This window comes from Pantoea graminicola, assembly GCF_048452665.1.
In the GTDB taxonomy this organism is placed as follows: domain Bacteria; phylum Pseudomonadota; class Gammaproteobacteria; order Enterobacterales; family Enterobacteriaceae; genus Pantoea.
This window is the reverse complement of record NZ_JBLWSJ010000009.1, coordinates 16,216-33,107: the sequence shown is the minus strand read 5'-3', so window position 1 is coordinate 33,107 and position 16,892 is coordinate 16,216. Positions and strand designations below refer to the sequence as shown.

Sequence of the window (16,892 nt, the reverse complement as noted above, 5' to 3'; positions counted from 1 at the left end):
GCGCAGGCGGGCTGTTGACGGGCGTTACAGGCAGACTTCAACCTGTCCGGCGTTGACCCGCACCGGCCAGACCGCGACGGAGCGGGTCTCATCCTCCATGCAGTAGCCATCGCTGAGGCGAAACCGCTGCTTCTTCAGCGGGCTGGCGACCCAGAGCGTGCCCTCGTGTTCGGCAATAATGCCGCGTGACAGTACGCTGGCATGAGCAAAGGGGTCAATATTGCTGAGGGCATAGAGCTGTTCATCGTCGCGGGGACGGAAGATCGCAACCTGCTGGCCTGCTATCAGCGCACAGACGCCGGTGGCGGGCAGGATCTGCGTCAGCGGGCAAACCGGATTCCACTGGCTCATCGTTCAGTCTCCTCAATCAGGGTCACAGCGATACGTTCATCAACGCGTGCCGGGCGATGCTGATCGCGCTCGGCAACCCACTGCACATCAGGATCGCGCTGTGATGAGTTGATAAAGTGGGCGAAGCGCGTCAGATGCGCTTTATCCTCCAGCGTGGTTTTCCATTCACAATGCGCCGTAGCGCGCAGCGCGGCCAGCTGCTCTTCCATCTGGCTGTTGAGGCCGAGCCTGTCATTCACGATCACGTCGCGCAGATAATCGATGCCGCCTTCCAGACTCTCCAGCCACAGCGAGGTACGCTGCAGACGGTCGGCGGTGCGGATGTAGAACATCATGAAGCGGTCAAGAAAGGTGATGAGCGACTGCTGATCCAGATCGGCCGCCAGCAGATCGCCGTGGCGGGGCTTCATGCCGCCGTTGCCGCAGACGTAGAGGTTCCAGCCTTTTTCCGTGGCGATTACGCCGACATCTTTGCCCTGTGCTTCCGCGCATTCGCGGGTGCAGCCGGAAACGCCAAACTTCATCTTGTGCGGCGTCCGGATCCCTTTGTAGCGGTTCTCCAGCATCACGCCAAGGCCGAGGCTGTCGCCCACGCCATAGCGGCACCAGGCGCTGCCGACGCAGGTTTTCGCCATACGCAGCGCCTTGGCGTAGGCCTGGCCGGTTTCAAATCCGGCGTCGATCAGCTGGGACCAGATCGCAGGCAGGTCATCTTTCTGCGCGCCAAACAGACCAATACGCTGGGAGCCGGTGATCTTGGTATAGAGGCGATAACGTTCGGCGACCTCACCGATCGCCTTGAGGCCCTGCGGCGTAATCTCACCGCCGGGTGAACGCGGGATCACCGAATAGGTGCCATCTTTCTGGATATTGCCCAGATAGAGGTCGTTGCTGTCCTGTAACGGCGTATGCTGAGGCGCCAGCACATACTCATTCCAGCAGGAGGCGAGCAGTGAACCCACCGCTGGCTTGCAGATTTCACAGCCGTAACCCTGACCGTAGCGCGCCAGCAGCTCATCAAAGGTTTTGATCCCCTCCACCTGAATCAGGTGATAAAGCTCCTGACGTGACCAGGCGAAATGGGCGCAGAGATGGTTAGTGACCTCAATCCCCTGACGGCTGAGTTCGCTGTTCAGCACCTGGGTAATCAGCGGAATACAGCCGCCGCAGCCGGTGCCTGCGCGGGTCGCGCTTTTCAGGGCCGCCACGGTATGACAGCCGCCCTGAACCGCCTTCACGATATCGCCTTTGCTGACGTCGAAGCAGGAGCAGATCTGCGCGCTATCCGGCAGGGAATCGACGCCAATCGCCGGTTTGTCCCCGCTGCCTTCAGGCAGGATCAGCGCCTCCGGATTGGCCGGCAGCGGAATCGCATTCAGCACCAGTTGCAGCAGGTTGCCATAGTCGCGGGTGTCGCCCACCAGCACGGCACCCAGCAGGGTTTTCTGGTCGTTGCTGATCACCAGACGTTTGTAGATTGATTTGCCTTCATCCAGCCAGACCACGCTGCGTGCGCCGGGCGTGGTGCCGCGGGCATCGCCAATGCCGCCCACATCCACACCCAGCAGTTTCAGCCTGGCGCTCATGTCCGCGCCGGTAAAGGCATTATCGCGGCCCAGCAGGTGGTCGCTGGCGACCTGCGCCATTTTGTAGCCCGGGGCCACCAGGCCATAGACGCGATTCTGCCAGGCGGCGCACTCACCAATCGCATAGATAGAGGGATCGCTGGTGCGGCACTGGTCATCAATGGCGATGCCGCCGCGCGGCCCCAGGGTCAGCCCACACTGTTTTGCCAGTTTGTCCTGCGGACGAATGCCGGTGGAAAAGACGATAAAATCGACCTCCAGCGCACTGCCATCGGCAAATTCCAGCGTTTTGCCGCCGTGCTTGTGATGCACAATCTGCCGGGTATTTTTACTGGTATGTACCCGCACGCCCATCTGTTCAATCTTGTGACGCAGCAGTTCTCCGCCCTGCTGATCCAGCTGCTCCGCCATCAGTACCGGCGCGAACTCGATAACGTGGGTTTCGATGCCCAGATTTTTCAGCGCGCCCGCCGCTTCCAGCCCCAGCAGCCCACCGCCAATCACTGCACCGCGTTTGCAGCGACGTGAGCAGGCTTCAATGGCGTTGAGATCTTCGATGGTGCGATAGACAAAGCAGTCGCTGCCTTCTGCCCCGGTAATGGGTGGGATCCACGGATAGGAGCCGGTCGCAAAAATCAGCGTGTCGTAGTGCACCGCGCGTCCGGTGCTGGAGTGGATGAGCTTCTCATCACGGTTAATGGTGATGGCGCGCTCGCCCAGCAGCAGGGTGACCTGTTGTTTGTCGTAATAGCCTTCCCGGACCAGCGACAGTTCTTCAGCAGTATGATGGGAGAAGTAAGCGGACAGATGGACACGATCGTAGGCGACGCGGGGTTCTTCACAAAAGACGGTCAGCGAAAACTGGTCGGGTTCCGCTTTCTCCAGTAACTCTTCGATGAAGCGGTGGCCGACCATGCCGTTACCGATAACGACGACATTGTGCTTGCTCATTTTTGCCTCAAATTTGCGATATCTGCGGCTACAATAGCGCGCCGTTTCTGACGCTTATTGATATGCATCAACCACAACGCCATATACCTATTAAGGGGTATATATATGATTTTCATTAATTTTATCGGATGCGGCTAACCTGCTGAATAACCTGCATTGCTGTTCCTGGTATGAATCGTGCTAGTTTTAACCACACAGGTTAATCGGATAAGGAATCAGCCATGCAGTCACCCGGCAGAATCAATAACGTGCGCTTGCCCGGACGGGAAGGGTTGTGGCAAATCGACATCGCCGACGGCAAAATCACCCGGCTTTCGGCCCAGCCGCAGCCGCTCCCGGTGACAGAGCAGGTGCTGGATGGAGAGGGCGGCCTGGCCTGCGCCCCCTTTGTTGAGCCGCATATTCATCTGGACACGACCCAGACGGCGGGTGAGCCTGCCTGGAATCAGTCCGGCACCCTGTTTGAGGGGATCGAACGCTGGGCCGAGCGCAAAGCCCTGCTCAGCCACGAAGATGTGAAACAGCGGGCGCTGCAGACGCTGAAGTGGCAGATCGCCAACGGCATCCAGTTTGTCCGCACCCACGTCGATGTCTCCGACCCGTCGCTGACGGCCCTGAAAGCGATGCTGGAGCTGAAGACAGAGATGGCCCCCTGGATCACCATTCAGATCGTCGCTTTTCCGCAGGAGGGGATTCTCTCCTATCCCAACGGCGAAGCGCTGCTGGAGGAGGCACTGCGGCTGGGCGCGGATGTGGTCGGCGCGATCCCGCACTTCGAATTTACCCGCGAATATGGCGTCGAATCGCTGCATAAGACCTTTGCGCTGGCGAACCGCTACGATCGCCTGATCGATGTTCACTGCGACGAGATCGACGATGAGCAGTCGCGCTTCGTTGAAACCGTGGCGGCGCTGGCGCATCGCGATGGCAACGGAGCGCGGGTGACGGCCAGTCATACCACCGCGATGCACTCTTACAACGGGGCTTACACCTCGCGGCTGTTCCGGCTGCTGAAACTCTCCGGCATCAACTTTGTCGCTAACCCGCTGGTCAATATCCATCTGCAGGGGCGTTTTGACACCTACCCTAAACGGCGCGGCATCACGCGGGTAAAAGAGATGCTGGAGGCGGAGATTAACGTCTGCTTCGGTCACGACGATGTGTTTGATCCCTGGTATCCGCTGGGCACCGCCAGCATGCTGCAGGTGCTGCATATGGGATTGCATGTCTGTCAGCTGATGGGCTATGAGCAGATCAATGCGGGCCTGGATCTGATTACGCATCACAGCGCCAGGACGCTGCAGCTGCCGGGTTACGGCATTGAGGTCGGCCATGACGCCAGCCTGGTGATTCTGCCTGCGGAGAGTGGTTTTGATGCGGTAAGAAGGCAGGTGCCGGTGCGCTATTCGCTGCGTCAGGGTACGGTAGTGGCAGAGACGAAGCCGGCAGAGAGCGAGATTTACTGGCGGGCGCGGGAGCGGGTGGACTTCCGGCGTTAACGGGCAGGGCGGCGCCAGAACGCCGCCCCGAACAATTAGTGCATGACGTGACCGTGAGAGCGGTGACGGCTGACAAAGCCAAGCAGGGCACACATCACAAACACCACAGCGTAGAGCGCGTTCGCCGTTGCCAGTGCAGTATGCACACCACTCTTCTCCACGATAGGCGCGGTCACCACGAAGGTCAGCATGGTGCCGACCGTGCCGCAGGTCAGAATGAAGTTTACCAGCTTCGGTGAGGCCACTCGGGTCTGCAGCGAACCCAGGGTGATAATGGTGGTGTAGATGGCGCTGGAGCTGAAGCCCAGAATCATGATGATCCATTTCAGCATCCCGGCATCGCTGCTGCTGACGAACCAGTACATCAGCAGGGTAGCCAGACCCGCCAGCACCATCAGAATGCGTTGCAGGTCGAAGAAACGCAGCAGGAAGCTGAAGGCCCACATGCCGACCATGTACGCGGTCCAGAAGCTGCCGACCAGCTGTCCGGCGTCATCAATATTCATGCCCATCACTTTGGTGGCATATTCCGGCACCCAGGAGATGAAACCGAGCTGGCCCAGAATGTAGCAGAGTGCCGCCACCGCCAGCAGCAGGACGCCCACGCCCCATTTTTCCTTCTCAACCGTCGGGCTGTTCTCGGGTTTACGCAGCACCGGGAACTCCACAAACAGCGTCATGATGAAGATGGCGACGTAGATAAAGCCGATGCAGACATAGACCCAGTACCAGGGCAGCTGACGCGCCAGCAGAATGCCTGCCAGCACCGGAAACAGCGTGCCTGCCATGCTGAAGAAGGAGTCGGTAAACAGCAGGCGGGAACCGCGCTGACGGCCTTCATACAGGTGGGTGATCAGGAAGGTCCCGATCGACATGGTGATGCCGCTGACCACGCCCAGCACGAACATACAGAGCGAAAAGACCGTCAGATCGCGACTGGTCATTAATCCGATGATCGCCAGCACCATCAGGACGAAGCCAAAAATCAGCTGACGCTTCAGTGGCACGATGACCATCAGCCAGGCGTTCAGGAAAACGGCCGCCAGGATGCCGCTGTTCAGGAAGGTGAAGGTGTTACTCATGCTGGAGATGGGGATCTGAAAATCTTTGGCGATATCGCCCATCACCATACCGGTAACGATCACCAGCGCGCCGGTCAGCGCGTAGGAGAAGAAGCTTATCCAGGTGAGGCCAATACGATTACGGTTTGTCATGTTCTGAACCTGTTGAGAACCGGGTGGCAAAAAGTGTCAGAAAGTGTAAACGGAACTGTGATCTTAATAAACAAGCAGTGAAACATGAGATCCATATTTCATGTGTTGTGTGATTTTAATCACGCTGTAGCCCTGGTTTATCGTTTGCTCCCGGCTTTTACCGCCACAGCGTAAATATAGGTAAAACACTGGCTCCTGGAATAGAGTCTCTTTACAATCAATCACGTTTTTGTGCCCGCTCTCCCAGGTAAGGAATCTTTCATGTTTAAACGTACTTTAGCAGCGGCCTTTACCCTGTTCGCGCTCTCTTCCGTTTCCGCCCAGGCGCTGGCCGCCAAAGGTGACACGCACGTTCTGCTCACCACTTCTGCCGGCAATATCGAACTCGAACTGAATAATCAGAAAGCGCCGGTCTCCGTGAAAAACTTCGTTGATTACGTGAACAGCGGTTTCTATAACAACACCATTTTTCATCGCGTGATCCCGGGCTTTATGGTGCAGGGCGGGGGATTCACCACCGACATGCAGCAGAAGCAGACTAATGCGCCGATCAAAAATGAAGCGGATAATGGCCTGCGTAACCTGCGTGGCACTATCTCGATGGCGCGTACCGCAGACAAAGACAGCGCGACCAGCCAGTTCTTCCTGAACGTGGCGGACAATGCGTTCCTGGACCACGGACAGCGCGACTTTGGCTATGCCGTGTTTGGTAAGATCGTGAAAGGTCAGGATGTGGTAGAAAAAATTTCGCAGGTGCCGACCAAAGATGTCGGTCCTTACCAGAATGTCCCGTCAAAACCGGTCGTCATTCTCTCCGCCAAAGTCCTGCCTTAAGCCTCCGGATCGCCATCTGCGGATGGCGACGGCCTGCCGTCTCCGGCAAAGCCAGAATTTGCTCTTATACTTAGGGCAAAAAACCTGAGCAGGAGGCGGTATGGCGAACAGACTCACCGAAAAACAGAAAGTCACCCTGTGGCAACAGCGGCGTAGCGCCAGCTATCAGGCCAGTTGCCGTCTGGAGGGCTTTGCACCGACTGAAACCAGCGTTAACAGCGATGATGCGGCGGCACGCCTGGCATCCCTGAGGAGGCAATATGGACTCTAACAGCGCCGTCAGTCAGGATCCTTACCTGTGGCAGCATGACAACGTCCTGAAAAACCTGGCCGATATTCACGATCCCGCCCAGCTGCGCAAGGCTGAGCTGAGCTTCAGCGCGGCGCGGGCCGCGACACTGGAGCTGGGCCCGCGCAATCCGGGATTGCCCTACCTGCGTCTGATCCACCGCACGCTGTTCCAGGATATCTACAGCTGGGCCGGTGAGCTGCGCACCATCGATATCTGGCGTGATGAGACGCCGTTCTGCCATTTCGAATATATCGAAAAAGAGGGCAACGCACTGATGGCCGCGCTGGAGGAGGAGAAGGGGCTGGCGGAGCTGCCGCGCGAGGAGTTTATCCGCCGCATCGCGCACTACTATTGTGAAATCAATATGCTGCATCCGTTCCGTCATGGAAATGGCCGCGCACAGCGCATCTTCTTCGAACAGCTGGCGCTGCATGCCGGTTATCTGCTGTCGTGGGATGAGACGGATGCGGAAAGCTGGAAAGCGGCGAATCAGGCTGGCGTAGCCGGAGACCTGGAGCCGCTGGAGCAGGTGTTTGCGAAAGTGGTGAGTGAGGCGGCGTAACCGCGTAGAATAGCCGCGCGGGTTATCACTCTGGATGGTTCATGCTGCTGCTTATCGACAACTACGACTCCTTTACCTGGAATCTTTATCAATATTTCTGCGAACTGGGTGCAGAGGTGCAGGTGGTGCGCAATGATGCTATCACCCTGGCGCAGATGGCGGCCTTACCGCTGACTCATCTGGTGATCTCACCAGGTCCCTGCACGCCGTCGGAGTCAGGCATTTCGCTGGCGGCGATCCGGCACTTTGCCGGGAAGCTGCCGGTGCTGGGCGTCTGCCTGGGGCATCAGGCTATCGCCCAGGCGTATGGGGCACAGGTAGTACGGGCGCGTCAGGTGATGCACGGTAAAACGTCCGCCATTCAGCACACCGGTCAGGGTGTGTTCCGCCATCTCAACAATCCCCTTACGGTGACCCGCTACCATTCGCTGATCGTCAAACGCGACTCCCTGCCGGAGGCGTTCGAGATAACGGCCTGGACAGTGCGTGACGGCGAACCCGACGAAATCATGGGATTCCGCCACAAAACCCTTGCGCTGGAGGGCGTGCAGTTCCATCCCGAGAGCATTCTCAGCGAGCAGGGGCACCAGCTGCTGCGCAATTTCCTGACGCAATAAGTTGCCTTTGAGTGATTTTTTATGCATATTTTGTGATTATTATTTCATGATTGCACAAACATCATTCAAATGGGGTCATCAATGGCAGCCGAAAAAATTGCGGTCACGCGGGAGACGTTCGATAACGTTATTTTGCCTGTTTATGCACCTGCGCAGTTCGTGCCGGTAAAAGGCAAGGGCAGCCGTGTATGGGATCAGCAGGGCAAAGAGTATATCGATTTCTCGGGTGGCATCGCCGTCACCGCACTTGGACACTGCCATCCTGCGCTGGTGGAGACGCTGAAAAGCCAGGGTGAGACGCTGTGGCACACCAGCAACGTCTTCACCAACGAACCGGCGCTGCGTCTTGCCAGTAAGCTCATACACGCGACCTTTGCCGAGCGCGTTTTCTTCGCGAACTCCGGCGCCGAAGCCAACGAAGCGGCGTTTAAGCTGGCGCGTTATTACGCCTGCAAGCGTCACAGCCCGTTCAAAAGCAAGATCATCGCCTTCCACAACGCATTTCATGGCCGGACGCTCTTTACCGTCACGGTCGGCGGGCAGCCAAAATATTCAGACGGATTCGGGCCTAAACCGGCGGATATCGTTCATGTGCCGTTCAACGATCTGGATGCGGTAAAAGCGGTGATCGACGACCATACCTGCGCCATCGTGGTTGAGCCTGTTCAGGGCGAAGGCGGCGTGATGCCGGCCACTCCGGCCTTTATGCAGGGATTGCGTGAGCTTTGCGATCAGCATCAGGCGCTGCTGGTGCTGGATGAGGTGCAGAGCGGCATGGGGCGCAGCGGCAAGCTGTTTGCCTATGAGCACTATGGCATTCAGCCCGATATCCTGACCTCTGCCAAAGCGCTGGGCGGCGGCTTCCCGGTCAGCGCCATGCTGACCACCAATGAGATCGCCTCGACGATGGCACCGGGCGTGCATGGTACCACCTATGGCGGGAATCCCCTGGCCTGCGCCATCGCCGAAACCGCGCTGGATATCATCAACACCCCGGCGGTGCTGGCGGGCGTGGAAGCGCGTCGTCAGCACTTTGTGACGGCGCTGCAGGCGATTGACGCGAAGTATGATCTGTTCAGCGATATCCGCGGCAAAGGCCTGCTGATTGGTGCGGCGCTGAAGCCTCAGCATGCCGGTAAATCGCGCGACATCCTGAATGCCGCTGCGGCAGAAGGGGTGATGGTGCTGGTCGCCGGGACTGACGTAATGCGTTTCGCGCCGTCGCTGATCATTGAACCGGCTGACATCGAAGAGGGCATGCATCGCTTCGCCACGGCGGTCGGCAGGGTGCTCAACGGCTGAATCAGCTTTTCCGTAAATGACGGATCAGCCAGCGGCCATGTTGCGGTCGCTGGCTCCACGCCAGTGAAGAGATAGTGTGCATCACGCTCAGATGATCGAGAATACGCCGCACATGCTGCTCCACGACCGTCACCGGCCCCTCACTGATATTCTCCAGCTCATCCAGCAGATTAACCTGTGAGCTTGCCCCATCATATTCCAGCCGCTGCTGACACCGCTGCAGCGCGATTTCACAGGATTGCAGATAGCGCTGGGCCAGCGAGGCCGTGAGCATGGTGTGTTCGCGCGCCAGAATCGTCATCGCATTAATGTGCTCGACGATAAACTGGCTGTGCGTTACCCAGAGCCGCATATCTTTCAGATACTGGGCGTTGAATGCCGGCTCCTGCATCGCCTGATTCAGGGAGTTGAACAGCGCATTGTGCGCCTGATTCACCTGCACGCGCTGGTAGGCGAGTTTGTCGGGTGATTGCTCATCGCCCAGCAGCAGACGCAGCGCATCCTGATAGGTTTCCAGCGCATCATGCGCGTTCTGCCGCAGTAAGCCGCTCTGCCACTGCGGCCAGAGCCAGAGCATTCCGCCAAAAGCGATCAGACAGCCCATCAGCGTATCCATCAGGCGCGGCAGCAGAAACTGTGCGCCGTTCAGCGACAGCAGCTGCAGCGAATAAACGGCAGTCACCGTGAAGCCAATCATCGACCAGCCATAAAACTGACGGGTAAAGCGATAGCTGATAAAGGTAATCGCCAGCATGATCAGCAGCACCAGTGACTCCGGCACCGCCAGGCGCAGCGTAGCGGCCGCGATCACCAGCCCGGCAAACGTGCCCAGCGCCCGGTGCTGGATGCGGACACGGGTGGCGCTGTAGCCGTTCTGGCTGACGAACATGATGGTCATCAGGATCCAGTAGGGCTTGGGAATGTTGAAGAACAGCGCCAGTGCGCTGCCCAGCATCAGCATGACCGCAAAACGACCGGCGGTGCGCAGCGCCGAGGAGCGCAGGGAGAGATAGTTGCGCAGGGCAGGCAGCAGCGGCAGGCGGCGCTGGCGGTCGGCCATCAGGTCGCGCTGATAGAGCGGTTTCTGCGTGCGCAGGACCCGGGCAATCCGGTTGAAGTGATAGAGGCAGAAGTGCCCGACCGGGTTGTCGGGATGCTGCCAGGTGATTTTCTCCAGCGCGCCGAGCTGCTTGTCCATCGCAAAGCGTTCGGGTAACTGGTGATAAAGAATATTATCCGCCAGCACCCGCAGCCGGGCCGAGATCGTTTTGGCATTCCAGCGGATCACCGCTTCGGCGTGGCTCTGCTCCACCAGCTTCTGCACCTCTTCCGGCCGATGCAGGCTGACTGAGATATGCTCCTGCAGATCCAGCGCCACCTGAAAGGCGCGCGTCAGCCGCTTATGACTGTGGTCGCGGCTGGCCGACAGCATATGCATCTGCTGATAACAGGTGTTGATCAGGTCGACCACTTTCTGCTGGCGAGCCAGCAGCGGCGGCAGGGCCTTCTCCGGATCGGTCAGCTGTGTCAGCAGGGTATATTTGGCGTCGCAGTAGTTAGCCAGTTCGCGGTAGATCAGACTCAGGCTCTCGCGCATCGGCTGCTCTTTCCACAGCCAGAACCAGAACCAGTTAAACAGCCCATACCAGAGCGTGCCGCCGATATAGAGCAGGGGCGGAACATAGATCGGCATGCGACCCACCAGGCTCAGGGTAAAGATGGCGGCGATAAGGGTGCCGGGCAGCAGACGGCCATGCAGTGGACTGATCTCTCCGGTTACTCCGAGCAACAGCGACATGGCGAACAGGATCAGCGGCAGCGGCACCGCCTGCAGGGTGAGCCACTGGATCAGGAAGCTGCCGAGGGCAAACAGGCTGCCGCCCACGATCAGGCGTTTGAAGAAGCGTTTATGCGGGGTATCCAGACCAGCGATATTGCAGCAGGCGGGCACCAGCGAGAAGAGCAGGCCTTTTTGCAGGTCGCCCGCCAGCCAGCCCAGCGCCACCGGCAGGCAGAGCACCAGCGTTTGCCGCAAAGCGTAGTTCACTTCAGGGTGGTAGATTATTCGACGCCACATCGGCTCAGCACAAACAATAACGGCGTGATGTTGCCATCACGCCGTGGGTGACAGGAATCAGCGGGTGCCGTAAACGACGATGGTTTTGCCGTGTGCGGAGATCAGGTTCTGATCTTCCAGCATCTTCAGAATACGGCCCACGGTTTCGCGTGAACAACCAACAATCTGGCCAATTTCCTGACGAGTGATTTTAATTTGCATGCCGTCGGGATGCGTCATGGCATCTGGCTGTTTCGCCAGGTTAAGCAGGGTCTGTGCAATGCGCCCGGTCACGTCAAGGAAAGCGAGATTACCCACTTTTTCAGACGTGACCTGCAGGCGACGCGCCATCTGCGACGAGAGTCGCATCAGGATATCAGGGTTAACCTGGATCAGCTGACGGAACTTCTTATAAGAAATCTCTGCCACTTCACATGCGCTTTTCGCACGTACCCAGGCGCTGCGCTCCTGGCCTTCTTCAAACAGGCCAAGCTCACCAATAAAATCACCCTGATTCAGGTAGGAAAGAATCATCTCCTTGCCTTCTTCATCTTTAATCAGAACCGCAACGGAACCTTTCACGATGTAGTAAAGCGTTTCGGCTTTTTCACCTTGATGAATCAGCGTACTTTTGGATGGATACTTGTGAATATGGCAATGGGACAGGAACCATTCGAGTGTAGGGTCTGTTTGCGGTTTGCCGAGAACCATTCGCTATTATCCTCTGTTGTAATCGTGCCCAAAACACAGGGGGCAGTTTTCCCTGTCAGGCGGTGAAAGCTTCAAGCGTTTTCCATTTCAGGAAATTATTCGGGCCGCATCAGGCGCAGTGCGCATCATTCTTCCCGGCTTCGTCATCGGGTGACGAAAAATATTTTCAGCACTGTTTGTAGCACAGCTTAAGCCGACTGTCTTCTGTTGTCTCGCTTCAGCTACGGGCGGATTTCTCCGGATTGCTGTTTACCAGGGGAAAGCGTACTCTGACGACAAAACAGCATATTCCGGAGCAAAAATCATGCAGGCAAGAGTGAAATGGGTAGAAGGGCTGACATTCCTCGGAGAATCCTCATCGGGCCATCAGATCCTGATGGATGGCAATTCAGGGGATAAAGCGCCCAGCCCAATGGAGATGGTGCTGATGGCGGCGGGCGGATGCAGCGCAATCGACGTGGTATCAATTCTGCAAAAAGGCCGCAACGATGTGGCTGATTGTGAAGTAAAACTGACCTCAGAACGTCGTGAAGAGGCGCCGCGAATCTTTACGCACATCAACCTGCATTTTATCGTCAGTGGCAAAGCACTCCAGGATAAAGCGGTCTCACGCGCCGTCGATCTTTCGGCGGAAAAATATTGCTCGGTCGCCATCATGCTGGGTAAAGGCGTAACGATTACCCACAGCTACGAAGTGATTGAACTGTAATAGCCGCAGGATTTTTAACGTTGCCGGCACGCTGTTGTAAGACCGTGCCTGCACAGAGAACCGGGTCAGATCAGAAGGTCGCCTGAGCCAGTCCCTGACCGCTCGTCCCGCGCTGTCCCTGGCGGGGGACGCTTTCCTCTTCTGATCCGGTTCCCTGCGTGTTGAGCTTATGGGCTGCTGTCAGATCCTTTGTGTCCGGGTTTTGCCTGTAGCGACCTTCCTGAAGCCTGCGCATGCCGTCCCTTACTCTATCCGTTTGCCTTGCATCAGCCGCTTCACCAGCGGGCCCATAATTAACTCCATCGCCAGACCCATTTTGCCGCCCGGCACCACCAGGGTATTGATGTGCGAGATAAAGGAGCCCTGCAGCATCGCCAGCAGATAGGGGAAGTCGATATCCTCCAGCGCCTGGAAATGAATCACCACAAAACTCTCATCCAGCGATGGGATGGCACGGGCAGCGAACGGGTTGGAGGTATCTACGGTCGGGACACGCTGAAAGTTGATATGGGTGCGGGAGAACTGGGGCGTGATGAAGTTGATGTAATCCTCCATCGACCGGACCACCGAGTCCATCACCGCTTCACGGGAGTGGCCGCGCTCGCCGGTGTCGCGCACCAGCTTCTGGATCCACTCCAGGTTTACAATCGGGACCACGCCAACCAGCAGATCAACCTGCTCCGCCACATTGTGCTGCGCCGTTACCACACCGCCATGCAGCCCCTCATAGAAGAGAATATCGGTGTTCTGCGGCAGCGGCTGCCACGGCGTAAAGGTGCCTGGCACCTGATTCCACGGCACCGCCTCATCGTAAGTGTGCAGATATTTGCGCGACTGCCCCTGTCCGCTATAGCCATACTCTTTAAAGCTCTGCTCCAGCAGGCCAAAGTCATTGGCTTCGGGGCCGAAGTAGCTGACGTGGCGTCCTAAATCGCGCGCTTTACGAATCGCCATATCCATCTCAGGACGGGTAAAGCGGTGAAAGCTGTCACCCTCCAGCTCCGCCGCATGAAGATCAAGCTGCTGAAAGATTTTGCGAAACGCCAGGCTGGTGGTGGTGGTTCCTGCACCACTGGAACCGGTCACCGCGATAATAGGATGACGTGCAGACATAGAGAAGCTCCCTGTGAGATCGGGTAACAGGCATTGTTAGCATGAAATGGCGGCGGGTGCATCAGCCACGAAAGGCGTTGCGCGGCATAATATTGACCGACTCATGCAGTTCTGACCATACCAGCACCACTTCACCGCTTTCCAGCTGACGTCGCACGTCCGCCACTTTGTCCAGCAGGCTGCGCTCCTGCTCGCCGTAGTCTGTGCCTTCGCGCAGCACAAAGGTTTCAATCAGGTTTTCAAGGGTCTCAGGCGAGACCTGTTGCCAGGGAATAATCACGAGATCAGTTATCCAGAAAAGGGGCGATCCACTGAGGGATGCGCTGTTCCAGCCACATTTCAGGCTGGCGTAATGTGCCGCCGACAAACCCTACGTGGCCGCCGTGTGATGTCAGTTGATACGTAATAGTGGCAGATAATTGACTGCTCTGCGGGATCACCTCATCACTCATAAAGGGATCGTCCCGGGCGTGCAGGATCAGCAGCGGTTTTTCTATCTGCTTCAGCCAGGGCATGGCGCTGGCCCGATGATAGTAATCTGCCGCATCCATAAAACCGTGGGCGCGCGCCGTAATCGCATCATCGAAGTCGCGCAGTCGCCGCAGCCCCTTGAGCTCTGCCAGATTCACCGGCAGCGTATCCGGCCAGGCGTGCAGCTTACGGCGGGCATTCTTCTTGAGCTGTGCCAGCAGATAGTATTGATAGAAGCGCGAAAAACCGCGTTCCAGTTTTACGCTGCAGGGCTCCAGCAGCAGCGGCGCTGAAACAATCACGCCAGCGTCGACCTCTGCGGCGGCGCCCTCCTGACCCAGCAGGCAGCCCAGCATGTTGCCGCCCAGCGAAAACCCCACGGCGGCGGTAGGCACGCGGCCCCAGCGGGTGTGCAGCCAGCGCAGGAAAAAGCGGGCGTCGTCGGTTTCACCAGAGTGATAAATGCGGTTCAGCCGGTTAGGTTCGCCGCTGCAGCCGCGAAAATGCATCACCACCGCCAGCCAGCCGCGCGCGCGGCAGATCATCATCAGGCCGTGAATATAGGGGCTGTGAAAACTTCCCTCCAGCCCGTGAAACAGCACCACGCGTGGCTTATGCTGCGCAGAGTGCGGATCTTCACTCCAGGCGAGATCGACAAAGTCGCCATCCGGCAGATCGAGACGCTGCCAGTGGGGAACCAGCGTGCTGCGCCGGCGTAACAGACGCGGCAGCATCGTCTGCAGATGCGCGTTACGCAGCCCGGCAGGCGGCGTGAACTGCTCGTTTTCCGGTCCGGTAAATTTCATGTGGTAAAAGCTTGTCTGTTCCATATCACACTGTTAGCTTCGAGAGGTTTTTTCTTACCGGGGCAGGGAGTACCCGATTGTCATGGAACTGAGTCTTTTCTTCTCAATGTTGGGCTTTCTCTGGGTCGCGGCGATTACGCCCGGCCCCAATAATATGTTACTCACCGCCTCGGGTGCTAATTTTGGCTTCGTGCGCACCTTTCCATTGATGATTGGCATCATGATCGGGATGCAGGTGATGCTGCTGATGGTGGCCTTTGGCGTAGGGGGGCTGATCCTGCTCTATCCTTCGCTGCATCTGGTGCTGAAAATTGCTGGCAGCCTCTATCTGCTCTGGCTGGCGTGGAAAATCGCCACCGCCAGCTACGAGAAGCTGGAGACTGACCAGGCACCGGATGCGCCTATGCCGTTCTGGCAGGGCGGGCTGCTGCAGCTGATCAATCCCAAGGCCTGGCTGATGGCGCTGGGCGCGGTCGCCAGCTTCAGCCTGGCCGGTGACGCCTATCGTCACTCTGTAATGGCGATTAGCGTCGGCATGTTTCTGGTTAACCTGGTCTCGGGCGTCATCTGGATGGGATTTGGCGCGATGATTGGCCGCATCCTGCGCAGCCGTCGCGCCTGGAAAATCTTTAATCTGGCGATGGGGCTGCTGACTGCCGCCTGCGTCCTGTTAATCTGGCACTGAGTCAGCTGGATGCGCGTTCAACGCGCGTCCAGGGCAATACCTCATGGATCACTGGCGCGTTAGGCTGACGGATCTTCTGCAGCAGCAACTGCACGCTGCGTGCGCCCAGTTCGTTCATCGGCTGCTCGATGGTGGTCAGCGGCGGGTTAAGGCTGCGGGTAAAGGGCACGCCATCGAATCCGACGACCGCCAGATCCTCCGGCACGCGCAGGCCCGCCTCCAGCGCCGCGTGAACCACGCCTACTGCCAGCACATCGGACACGGCAAACACCGCATCGGGCGGCTGCGGCAGCGCCATCAGTTCGCGCAGCGCCTGACTCCCCGCTTCGGGCGTAATTTCATAGGTATAGGCGACGGCAGACCACGCATGGCCCAGCTCCTCTATCGCCTGCCGGTAACCCTTTTCCCGATGATGCGAATAGAGGTAGCGCATGTCGCCATTCACCAGCCCGATGCGCTGTCGCCCTTTGCCCGCGAGGTAGTGGACGGTGTCACGCGCCGCCTCAAGGTGGTCGATACTGACGGAAGAGGCGGGGATCGCCGGATCGAATTCACAGCACTGCACCCAGGGCGCACCCGCAATCAGCGCCTGCAGATCCTGTAAGCCGGACGCCGCATCCATCGTGATCACGCCATCCACCACTTTGCCGGTCAGCAGACTCAGATAGGCGGCTTCGCGCTGAAGCTGCGAGGCGGAGTTGCAGAGCAGGATATGGTAGCCATGCAGTTCGGCTTCGGCCTCAATGCCCTGAACCACGCGCGAACAGAAGGGGTTGGTGATATCCGAGATCAGCACCAGCAGCATGTGGCTCTGCGCCGTGCGCAGCTGACGCGCCAGCAGGTTAGGCTGATAGTCGCAGGCAGAGATGGCCGCCAGAACTTTTTCACGCGTATGAGGCTTTACGCCGGGATTCGCGTTGAGAACCCGCGATACCGTGGCTTTAGAGACGCCAGCCAGCTGAGCGACTTTCTCGATCGACATCAGATACAGAGACCTTAACAGGCAGTAATTGGGAATGCATATCAATAACACAGGGACAATGTGAGCGCCTGACATTTTTGCTTACTTTAGCCTTTTTCAGCAATTGCGATTTCCGACTTACGTTTGCAGATAGTGATCTAAGAACTTATTT

At 58.0% G+C, this 16,892-nt stretch carries 17 protein-coding genes; 8 read left to right on the top strand and 9 right to left on the bottom strand.

Annotation, left to right across the window (positions count from 1 at the left end; translation table 11 throughout):
- Positions 1-24: 24 nt before the first annotated feature.
- Entirely contained in the window at positions 25-351 is a 327-nt protein-coding gene (gene nirD, locus ACNY69_RS18275) for a nitrite reductase small subunit NirD (RefSeq protein ID WP_293773411.1), read from the bottom strand.
- Positions 348-2,888, bottom strand: a complete 2,541-nt coding sequence (gene nirB / locus ACNY69_RS18270) for a nitrite reductase large subunit NirB (RefSeq protein WP_418799446.1) — start codon at positions 2,886-2,888, stop codon at positions 348-350. The genes nirD and nirB overlap by 4 nt, the downstream gene beginning before the upstream one ends.
- Positions 2,889-3,109: 221 nt before the next feature.
- Between nirB and ACNY69_RS18265 the strand changes: the two genes are divergently transcribed.
- Positions 3,110-4,387 (top strand): cytosine deaminase, encoded by a 1,278-nt coding sequence (locus tag ACNY69_RS18265; protein WP_418799444.1) that lies wholly within the window; start codon positions 3,110-3,112, stop codon positions 4,385-4,387.
- A gap of 35 nt (positions 4,388-4,422) precedes the next feature.
- On the opposite strand, the gene tsgA is transcribed toward ACNY69_RS18265, so the two are convergent.
- The gene (gene tsgA, locus ACNY69_RS18260) at positions 4,423-5,601 is read right to left on the bottom strand and encodes an MFS transporter TsgA (protein ID WP_111139717.1); all 1,179 of its coding nucleotides are present in this window, start codon (positions 5,599-5,601) and stop codon (positions 4,423-4,425) included.
- Positions 5,602-5,862: 261 nt separating this feature from the next.
- Here tsgA and ppiA point away from each other — a divergent pair, with 261 nt between their 5' ends.
- From ppiA to argD, 5 genes are all read left to right on the top strand, one after another.
- Positions 5,863-6,435, top strand: coding sequence for a peptidylprolyl isomerase A (ppiA, locus tag ACNY69_RS18255; RefSeq protein WP_111139716.1), 573 nt, complete (start codon positions 5,863-5,865; stop codon positions 6,433-6,435).
- A gap of 100 nt (positions 6,436-6,535) precedes the next feature.
- A complete protein-coding gene (locus tag ACNY69_RS18250; protein ID WP_111139715.1) occupies positions 6,536-6,706 on the top strand; it encodes a YhfG family protein in 171 nt (56 codons plus the stop codon).
- Complete coding sequence (locus tag ACNY69_RS18245; protein ID WP_418799441.1) at positions 6,696-7,289, top strand: putative adenosine monophosphate-protein transferase Fic; 594 nt, start codon at positions 6,696-6,698, stop codon at positions 7,287-7,289. The genes ACNY69_RS18250 and ACNY69_RS18245 overlap by 11 nt, the downstream gene beginning before the upstream one ends.
- A 41-nt stretch (positions 7,290-7,330) precedes the next feature.
- Positions 7,331-7,906 carry an aminodeoxychorismate/anthranilate synthase component II gene (locus ACNY69_RS18240; protein ID WP_111139713.1) on the top strand — a complete coding sequence of 192 codons (576 nt, stop codon included), beginning with the start codon at positions 7,331-7,333 and terminating at the stop codon, positions 7,904-7,906.
- A gap of 81 nt (positions 7,907-7,987) precedes the next feature.
- Positions 7,988-9,208 carry a bifunctional acetylornithine/succinyldiaminopimelate transaminase gene (gene argD, locus ACNY69_RS18235; protein WP_293773422.1) on the top strand — a complete coding sequence of 407 codons (1,221 nt, stop codon included), beginning with the start codon at positions 7,988-7,990 and terminating at the stop codon, positions 9,206-9,208.
- Between the two features lies 1 nt (position 9,209).
- Here the strand turns inward: argD and ACNY69_RS18230 are convergent, their stop codons facing one another.
- Together ACNY69_RS18230 and crp are read right to left on the bottom strand one after the other, a co-directional pair.
- Complete coding sequence (locus ACNY69_RS18230; RefSeq protein ID WP_111139711.1) at positions 9,210-11,285, bottom strand: YccS/YhfK family putative transporter; 2,076 nt, start codon at positions 11,283-11,285, stop codon at positions 9,210-9,212.
- Positions 11,286-11,342: 57 nt separating this feature from the next.
- On the bottom strand, positions 11,343-11,975 hold the full coding sequence (gene crp / locus ACNY69_RS18225; protein WP_003852956.1) for a cAMP-activated global transcriptional regulator CRP: 633 nt from the start codon (positions 11,973-11,975) through the stop codon (positions 11,343-11,345).
- A gap of 304 nt (positions 11,976-12,279) precedes the next feature.
- Here crp and ACNY69_RS18220 point away from each other — a divergent pair, with 304 nt between their 5' ends.
- A complete protein-coding gene (locus tag ACNY69_RS18220; RefSeq protein ID WP_003852949.1) occupies positions 12,280-12,684 on the top strand; it encodes an OsmC family protein in 405 nt (134 codons plus the stop codon).
- Positions 12,685-12,927: 243 nt separating this feature from the next.
- On the opposite strand, the gene ACNY69_RS18215 is transcribed toward ACNY69_RS18220, so the two are convergent.
- From ACNY69_RS18215 to ACNY69_RS18205, 3 genes are all read right to left on the bottom strand, one after another.
- On the bottom strand, positions 12,928-13,797 hold the full coding sequence (locus ACNY69_RS18215; RefSeq protein ID WP_111139710.1) for a phosphoribulokinase: 870 nt from the start codon (positions 13,795-13,797) through the stop codon (positions 12,928-12,930).
- Positions 13,798-13,858: 61 nt separating this feature from the next.
- Positions 13,859-14,077, bottom strand: coding sequence for a YheU family protein (locus ACNY69_RS18210; protein WP_111139709.1), 219 nt, complete (start codon positions 14,075-14,077; stop codon positions 13,859-13,861).
- A 4-nt stretch (positions 14,078-14,081) separates the two neighbouring features.
- On the bottom strand, positions 14,082-15,098 hold the full coding sequence (locus ACNY69_RS18205; protein WP_418799438.1) for a hydrolase: 1,017 nt from the start codon (positions 15,096-15,098) through the stop codon (positions 14,082-14,084).
- 58 nt (positions 15,099-15,156) lie between these two features.
- On the opposite strand from ACNY69_RS18205, the gene ACNY69_RS18200 reads away from it, so the two are divergent.
- Positions 15,157-15,759 (top strand): LysE family translocator, encoded by a 603-nt coding sequence (locus ACNY69_RS18200; RefSeq protein WP_111139707.1) that lies wholly within the window; start codon positions 15,157-15,159, stop codon positions 15,757-15,759.
- 1 nt (position 15,760) lies between these two features.
- Here ACNY69_RS18200 and ACNY69_RS18195 read toward each other — a convergent pair whose 3' ends face one another.
- Entirely contained in the window at positions 15,761-16,741 is a 981-nt protein-coding gene (locus ACNY69_RS18195; RefSeq protein WP_111139706.1) for a LacI family DNA-binding transcriptional regulator, read from the bottom strand.
- Between the last annotated feature and the right edge of the window lie 151 nt (positions 16,742-16,892).